Here is an 8,094-nt window from a genome sequence, read left to right as displayed (position 1 = left end):
ATTTAAATTGATAATTCAGGAATTAAAAAAATAGTCATACGTTATAATATTATAAATAGACTATTTATGATTTTTGTGGAGGGAGCATATGGAGAATAAGCATAAGTTAGATAATATTTGTAAAATTACATATATCCTATACGGACTTTTTTTAATATATCCTTTACAAAGCTTAATTAAATTAGGAATACTAAGCACAGACATAAGGTTCTTTGAAATAGTATCAAATATTGAAATTGGATATAGTATAGAATTTTATGCATTTGAGTTTTTATTTTTACTAATGTTATATATAGGGATAAAGAGTGATCTTAAAAATATTGAAGTTTTTGAAGATAAAGAGAAATTAAAAAAGCTTAAAAAGAGTACACTGCCATATAAATTATTTATTATTGTAAATATAATAGGTATGTTATCTTTAGTCTTATTTACTAAAGATAAACAACTATTAATCCTATCTATACTTTTAATATATACAAGTATTTTAATGCACTATGCAAAAGAATCATATATAAAATCATATTTATTTGATAGAAAGTTAAATTACTTAGAAAAAATCAATGGTGAAGAACATAATGATTCTAATATAGATAGTAAAAAATGGCGATATAAAATTTGGTATGATAACAAAGAAAAGATAAAAGTTAGTGATAGAAGATTTAATATAATTGTAGACATATTAAGTATTATATCTTTTGGAGCACTTTTTGCTGTAAATGGTTTAGTACTAGGAACAATACTGTGGGGTTATATATTAATTATAAATATATTTAAGTTAATAGAAGATGTATTTTCACTATATACAACTATTGATGGAGTTTGTACAGGAGTTTATGAACATAGAAAAAGGCATAATACTTATTATGATGTAGTAGTTACAGACTATACTAATAAAAGAGAAATAAAAGTAAAATTAAAAGAAGGCTACTACATAGGTTATATGGATAACTTATCTGTAGTACACGGTGTTTTATCAAAACAAGCAGTATCTATTAATAATATAAAAGTAGATAAGTATCAAATAGGAAATATTATTCCATTATTGATTTTAATTGTAGCTTTCGTAATTCCAACTATAAACAATTATACTTATAAAGATAATATAGAATCTATGTATTATGAAGATTCATACTTAGATTATGATGAAAGACAAAAGCTAGAAAATGACAAAGAATTATTGACTTTAGATAAGCTTGGTAAGTACAAGACTATATACTTATCAAAAGAGGAAGAGTTTAATGATGTGATTATAAGTTTTGATAAATTATACTTAGGAAAAAAAGCATCTAAAATTTACTTTAGTATAATTAATAACACTGATAAAGGTATGGTAATAAATGTTGATTACAATACTATAATAAAGGATGATGAAGATAAAAATTCTAATATATTACTTCCAGGTAAAAAATATGATTTGGAAATGGATATTTTACAAGAGTATAATAAAAAATCTTATAAGACCTTGTTAGTTAATTTAGAATATACTTTGTCAGAGACTATATTAAATGAATATTTAGATTTTACATATTATAATCATTACCCATTAAATGTTATAGATAATGATTGTATGACATACATAAATTTAGAAACAAATGAAGTAGAAATGAATTTTAATAATTATGATGAGTTTTATACTAAGAATAGTGAGATAGTTAAGTTTAAATAAAAAAGTTGAACGTAATTTGTGTTAACTATAAGTTAAAAATAAAAGGTGTCGGAAATCCAGACACCTTTTATTTTAACTAAATCTTTAAACTTAAAATATACCTATGACTTATTGTATTATACAGGTAATAATTTCCAATTCACAAAAATCGCAGGTTTTGACAAAATGCAACAAACACAAAAGGTTATAATGTAGAAGTTGAGTGAAAAAGTTTCACATAAGTAAAATATAATTAATGGGAGATTATTAAAAATGATTTGCAACTGTTGTACAAGTACAAATATTAAATCTTTATTATCTGATACAAACTCTACATATACTTATTGTAGCGATTGTAATAACAATTATGATATAGCTCATAAAAATATGGCTATAGATGCTATTTTAAAAAGACTTTTAAACTATTTAAATACTTCAAATGAAGAAAATTTAAAAATAGAAGTTAAAAAAGAAAATAATTTGATTTTACTTATAATCAATAATATAAAAGTTTTTGAAACTCAGTTTAACTATGATTTTGTAAAAAAAGATATATATTATTTAGAAACTATTATTTCTGAATTAGTTCAGGATTATTATAAATTTGACTTATCAAAAGTTGATATTGTAGTATACGAATAAATTATAAATTAAGTTAATTAACTTTAAACAATTAAGGATAAACTTAATACCGATTTAATTGTATATACTTTCAACTTTAATTATAAAACCGCCTAGAATTTCTAGGTGGTTTTATAATATATAACTACTTTTTCCCATATATCACAAACATAATGCTTTATACAAATATTTAAAAATATGATTTAGGATTAATGTATATAACAATATTTTAGCTTAATAAAAATAATGATAATGTATTCATAAAAAACTCAATTTATGCAAATACTGTAAATAATATAAATAACGTAAGGAGTAGGGAATATGGCAAAAAAGGGATTAGAAAATTTTACAGATAAAGTTGCAAAGGATTTAATAAAAAAACAAAGCATAAGAGATGAACAAAGAAAAATAAGAGAAGAATACTTAGAAAATAAATATAAAGAAGCATCAGATTTAACTAATGATATAGAAGTTTATATAGAAAGCTTAAATAATATAATAAATATAAATCCAAATGTAATATCAATAGAAGAATTTATAAAAAGAGACATACAAGATGTTCCAAAAGAGCTTTTAGTACCATATACAAAGCCAATAGAATTAAGTTTAAGAAAACCAACTTTACTTGAAAAAATATCTAAAAAATCAAAACAAAAATACAACTTATATATACAACAAGAAAATGAAAAATACGAAAAAGAATATAAATTATATGAAGAAAATGAAAATAACAGAAAAAATAAAATTAAAGCACATAATCTTCAAGTAGAAGAAATTATAAAAACTAAAAAAGAACTTTACAAAAATCAAGATGCAACACTTGTAAGTAATTATAAAGCAGAAATATTAAAACAAGTACAATATCCATTTGAATTTAAAAAATGTATAAATACAGGGTATTGTAAAGACTCTAAAAAGTTAGTAATAGATTATTTACTTCCAGATAGAAAAATAGTTCCAGAAACAATAAGATATGAATATAAAAAAACAATAGATAGTATAAAATCTATACCAATTAATGAAAAAGATAAAAATAATATATATAATCAAACAATATATTCTGTAGCACTTAATGTCATAAAAAATATATTCGATAAAGATATATATAATAACATAGATACTGTTGTATTTAATGGATATATAAATGATATAGACTTAGCTACAGGACAAGATATAAGCCCATATATAATATCGGCTATGGTAGATAAAAATACTTTTAATAGTATAGATATGAATAGAATAGACAAGCTAACGTGCTTAAAAGAAACTATGCAAGGAAGAATAGATATAAACTCAAAGTTATGTTTAAATAGCATTACCCCTATATGTAAATGTGATTATTTAAATAAGTCAGTTGAAAATAATGATAGTATAAATTTATTAGATGTTGATCCATTTATACTTGAAGATTTAGTATCTACATTATTTAGAAATATGGGATATGATGTATTACAGACTAATAAAACTAATGATGGGGGTATAGACTGTATATTAAACCATGATGACCCTATAGTTGGTGGTAAGGTGATAGCACAGGTTAAAAGATATAAAAATAATATAGATATACCAAAGCTTAGGGAGTTTGAATCTGTACTTAGAAATTCTGATGCTATGAAGGGGATATTTATATCTACAAGTAATTTTAGTAGTAATTGTGAAAAGTTTGCATCGGATAATAATATAAGTCTTATAAATGGTAATTTATTAGTTGATTATTTTAATCAATATGGTATAAATTCACATATACTACATAAATAGTTTATACTTAATAATAGATATTAATATAAAAATTTTGCTTTGATCAAGCGACGTGTCGGCGAAACATTTCATAAGCGATATATCCTTGCTCAAAACTCATAAGAATAAGGTTAACATAATTATATTAAGTTAACCTTATTTTTATGATTTAATAAATGAAGATATAAATACATATTATAAGAAATTTAAAAGGATTTAACATTATTTAAATAAACTATAAATATGATAAGTTGTAATAAAATTTTTAGTATGATAATATTTTATTGGATATTTTATAAAACCTAAATAAGAAATGAGGATAAAACAATGAAATCTATAAACATACTAGATGAAATATCAGATGGAAAATTATATGATATTGAAGATATAGTAAAAGCAGACACATGTGGATGTGATGGATGTAGCGATTGCTGTCATGATGTTGGTGAACTAGTAGTCCTTACACCTTTTGATATATATGAAATGGTAAATTACTTAGGTGTTGAATTTGATGAATTACTAGGAGATAAGATTGAATTAAGACAAAATAATAAAATATTATTACCATACTTAAACATGCAGGATAAAGATAAAAGATGTAGCTTTTTAAATAAAGAAAATAGATGTATGATTCATTCTAAACGTCCAAACATTTGTCGTTTATTCCCTCTTGGAAGAGCATACCAAGATGATGATTTTAAATACTTTTTACAGGTAGGAAACTGTCCTAAAGAAGATTTAAAAGATGTTAAGGTAAAAAGCTGGATAGGAATTGAAAACTATGATGAAAATAAAAGATTTATCTTAGAGTGGTATAAGTTTATTAAGGCACTAACTTTCCGTTTAAAGTTTGTAAGAGATGAAGAAGAGATAAAGGCAATTAATAAAACTTTATTAGAAGGATGTTATCGTATTAAGATAAAAGAAGATGAGGATTTTTATTCTGTATTTTTAAAAGATTTACCTAATATAAAAAATAGCTTGGGAATTATTTAGTAATAAAGGAAAATAACAGATTAAATAAGGTAGAGTATAATACTAAATAACCCTACGTCTTAAAAACAGACGTAGGGTATTTTATCATCATCAACTTTAAAAAAGAGAAAAATGATATTTTGAAATGTTTCACAGACACGTCGCTCAAGCGAATCGAATTTTTTACAATTTAACTATTATATATTTTTGCCATAAAAAATTCATCTACATATTTACCATCTATAATCATTGCATTTTTCTTAATACCTTCTACCTTAAATCCATTTTTTTCATAAAGATGTTTTGCTATAGTATTAGAACAAATTACACTAAGTTCAAGCCTTGTAATATTATTTTCTATAGCCCATATATCTAATTCAGAAAATAATTTACTTCCAATTCCATTACCTCTGTATTTTTCACGTATTCCAACAACAATGTAGCCAGTATGCTTAATTCTTTTATATTCTCCTTTTTGGGCGGAAAGAAAACCAACTATATTTTCTTCATCTATAGCTATTAAAATTAAATTATCACCATTAATACTTTTTTCAATTATATTTTTTATTATATTAATATCAGTAGGGCGTTCCCCTGGTTCAAACATCATAAATTTAGTCTCATTATCTAAATTCAAAAGCATATCTAAATAATTATTAGCATCTTCCATTTGTATCTTTCTAATCTCCATTTTTATCCCCCATATCTCTTATTAATATCATAATAATTATATCAGAAATTAGGATTAAACAAATTTTAACTAAATATAAATGTTTTAGTGAGAATATAAAATTATTGTGATATACATAGTTTAAGCACAAAGAAAGATAACATATCATATTTTTATAAATATGAATTTCTAAAGATATTTTAATTTAAAGCAAAGTTAAAACATAGGATATTTAAGACAAAACTATGTACGTAAAAAATGACATTTTTGAGCAACGGATGTATCCGTAGCGGTAGCAAGGATATATCGTTGGCGAAATGAGCGAAGCGAATTTTTTATAAACAGTAAAAAGTATGAAAATACTGTTGATAGATTACATCAAAATGAAATATATAAGTATCAAAAAAGAGGCAGAAAAAATACGCTTATAAGGGGGAGATATAAATGTATAATAGATGTACATTAGTTGAATTTAGAGGAGTATGGATAGCAAGTGTGTATAATATTGACTGGCCTAAAACACTTGATAACCCAGAAGCTCAAAAACAAGAATTTATAGAAATATTAGATAAACTAGATTCATTAAACATAAATGCTATATTTGTCCAAGTAAGGCCAACTTCAGATGCATTATACAAATCATATATAAATCCATGGTCTAAATATCTTACAGGAGAGCAAGGAAAATATCCAGGATATGATCCACTTCAATTTATGATAGAAGAAACCCACAAAAGAGATATGGAATTTCACGCTTGGCTAAACCCATATAGAATAACAACACAAGGAACAGATTTAAATGAATTAGCACCAAACAATCCTGCTAGAATAAAACCAGAGTGGGTATTAGAATTTAACAATGCATTATTTTATGACCCTGAAAATCCTGAAGTTATAGAATATGTTGCAATAACAGTTTATGAGATAATAAAAAAATATGATGTAGATGGAATACATTTTGATGATTATTTTTACCCTTATGATTATCCATTACCAGAAGGAGAAGATAGAGAAGGTGAAGTTGCAAATAATAGACGAGAATCTGTAAATAACCTTATAAGAACTATATACAAAGTAATAAAATCTACAAAACCATCAGTTCAGTTTGGAGTTAGCCCATATGGAGTTTGGAAAAATAAAAGTAGTGATTTAATTGGCTCAGAGTCAAATAGCTTAGAAAGTTATTATGATCTTTATATGGATACTTTAACATGGATAGATGAACATATTGTAGATTATATAGCTCCTCAAATTTACTGGAGCACAGATAATAATGATATTAATTATGAAGTTATGGTAAGTTGGTGGAATGATGTAGTCAAAGATAGTGGAGTAAGACTTTATATAGGTCAAAATATAAATGATTTAGATATAGCAAGTGAGATTTATAAACAAATAGAAATAAATAGTGAGTATGAATATGTAAGTGGAAATATATTATTTAGTGCAAGGGATATAATGAATGATAATGATAATATAGTAATGCAATTAAAAGAAGCATATAATTGTAAGGCTATTTTACCAACTAAATTTAATGATAATTAAAAGTATAATTTGAATATAACATATATTGTACAGTCTATAATAATCAAGTGTTATAAAAAGTAAAATATAAACAAGATTATATTATTTTAATAAATATATTATATGGTATAATTTACAATATAAATAAAACGGAGGAATACAGATGATTAAATTAAAATACAACGGTCATGCTAACATTTCATTAACAAAAGATAATGTAACTATATTAATAGACCCATTTTTTACAGATAACCCAGTAAATAAAACTAATCCAAATGAAGTAGAATGTGATTATATATTAGTATCACATGCACACTTTGACCATATAGGAGATGCTATAGAAATAGCTAAAAGAACTGGTGCAACAATAATAAGTACAGCAGAAATAGCAAACATGGCAGAGAGTAAAGGTTGCAATTCTCATGGAATGAACATCGGTGGAAAATTTAACTTTGAATTTGGTTCTGTAAAGGTTACACAAGCAATACACAGTGCAGGTATAGAAGGAGGAGTTGCTTGTGGATTTATAATAGATTTTTACGCAAAAACTATATACTTTGCAGGAGACACTGCATTATTTGGCGATATGGAGTTAATAGGTAGAATGAATAATATAGATTATGCCTTACTTCCAATAGGAGATAATTTTACTATGGGACCAGAAGAAGCTTTAGAAGCTGTTAAAATGTTAAAACCAAATGTAGTTATACCAATACATTATGACACATGGCCACCAATAGCACAGTCGCCACAAGACTTTAAAATAGAAGTTGAGAAAAACTGTGATGCAAAGGTATTAATAGTTGATTTTAATGAAAGTATAGAGATATAGATAAGATTAAGGTAAGTTATATGAATATGGCTTACCTTTTTTACGCTTAAGGATATTATAATATTTTAAAAAATGTGGATAACTTCTGAA

7 protein-coding genes are annotated in these 8,094 nt (G+C 24.5%); 6 read left to right on the top strand and 1 reads right to left on the bottom strand.

Annotation, left to right across the window (positions count from 1 at the left end):
- Nucleotides 1–88 precede the first annotated feature (88 nt).
- From Q5F54_RS08005 to Q5F54_RS07990, 4 genes are all read left to right on the top strand, one after another.
- The gene (locus Q5F54_RS08005; RefSeq protein ID WP_302334204.1) at nt 89–1,666 is read left to right on the top strand and encodes a hypothetical protein; all 1,578 of its coding nucleotides are present in this window, start codon (nt 89–91) and stop codon (nt 1,664–1,666) included.
- 252 nt (nt 1,667–1,918) lie between these two features.
- The gene (locus tag Q5F54_RS08000) at nt 1,919–2,287 is read left to right on the top strand and encodes a hypothetical protein (RefSeq protein WP_288564989.1); all 369 of its coding nucleotides are present in this window, start codon (nt 1,919–1,921) and stop codon (nt 2,285–2,287) included.
- 300 nt (nt 2,288–2,587) lie between these two features.
- A complete protein-coding gene (locus tag Q5F54_RS07995; RefSeq protein WP_302334203.1) occupies nt 2,588–4,024 on the top strand; it encodes a restriction endonuclease in 1,437 nt (478 codons plus the stop codon).
- Between the two features lie 306 nt (nt 4,025–4,330).
- Nucleotides 4,331–4,999, top strand: coding sequence for a YkgJ family cysteine cluster protein (locus Q5F54_RS07990; RefSeq protein ID WP_302334202.1), 669 nt, complete (start codon nt 4,331–4,333; stop codon nt 4,997–4,999).
- A 169-nt stretch (nt 5,000–5,168) separates the two neighbouring features.
- Here the strand turns inward: Q5F54_RS07990 and Q5F54_RS07985 are convergent, their stop codons facing one another.
- Nucleotides 5,169–5,669, bottom strand: coding sequence for a GNAT family N-acetyltransferase (locus tag Q5F54_RS07985; protein ID WP_288526721.1), 501 nt, complete (start codon nt 5,667–5,669; stop codon nt 5,169–5,171).
- Nucleotides 5,670–6,092: 423 nt separating this feature from the next.
- Here Q5F54_RS07985 and Q5F54_RS07980 point away from each other — a divergent pair, with 423 nt between their 5' ends.
- On the top strand, nt 6,093–7,193 hold the full coding sequence (locus tag Q5F54_RS07980) for a glycoside hydrolase family 10 protein (protein WP_302334201.1): 1,101 nt from the start codon (nt 6,093–6,095) through the stop codon (nt 7,191–7,193).
- A 142-nt stretch (nt 7,194–7,335) separates the two neighbouring features.
- A complete protein-coding gene (locus Q5F54_RS07975; protein WP_288526718.1) occupies nt 7,336–8,004 on the top strand; it encodes a metal-dependent hydrolase in 669 nt (222 codons plus the stop codon).
- Nucleotides 8,005–8,094: the final 90 nt, after the last annotated feature.

It is taken from the genome of uncultured Romboutsia sp. (assembly GCF_958366745.1).
Lineage (GTDB): Bacteria > Bacillota > Clostridia > Peptostreptococcales > Peptostreptococcaceae > Romboutsia > Romboutsia timonensis.
This window is presented reverse-complemented; position numbering and strand designations above follow the sequence as displayed.

Excerpts from the sequence above, each read along its gene's own strand:
- Q5F54_RS07985 (WP_288526721.1), bottom strand. The coding sequence starts at position 5,669 with ATGGAGATTAGAAAGATACAAATGGAAGATGCTAATAATTATTTAGAT.
- Q5F54_RS07980 (WP_302334201.1), top strand. The coding sequence starts at position 6,093 with ATGTATAATAGATGTACATTAGTTGAATTTAGAGGAGTATGGATAGCA.
- Q5F54_RS08005 (WP_302334204.1), top strand. The coding sequence starts at position 89 with ATGGAGAATAAGCATAAGTTAGATAATATTTGTAAAATTACATATATC.
- Q5F54_RS08000 (WP_288564989.1), top strand. The coding sequence starts at position 1,919 with ATGATTTGCAACTGTTGTACAAGTACAAATATTAAATCTTTATTATCT.
- Q5F54_RS07995 (WP_302334203.1), top strand. The coding sequence starts at position 2,588 with ATGGCAAAAAAGGGATTAGAAAATTTTACAGATAAAGTTGCAAAGGAT.
- Q5F54_RS07990 (WP_302334202.1), top strand. The coding sequence starts at position 4,331 with ATGAAATCTATAAACATACTAGATGAAATATCAGATGGAAAATTATAT.
- Q5F54_RS07975 (WP_288526718.1), top strand. The coding sequence starts at position 7,336 with ATGATTAAATTAAAATACAACGGTCATGCTAACATTTCATTAACAAAA.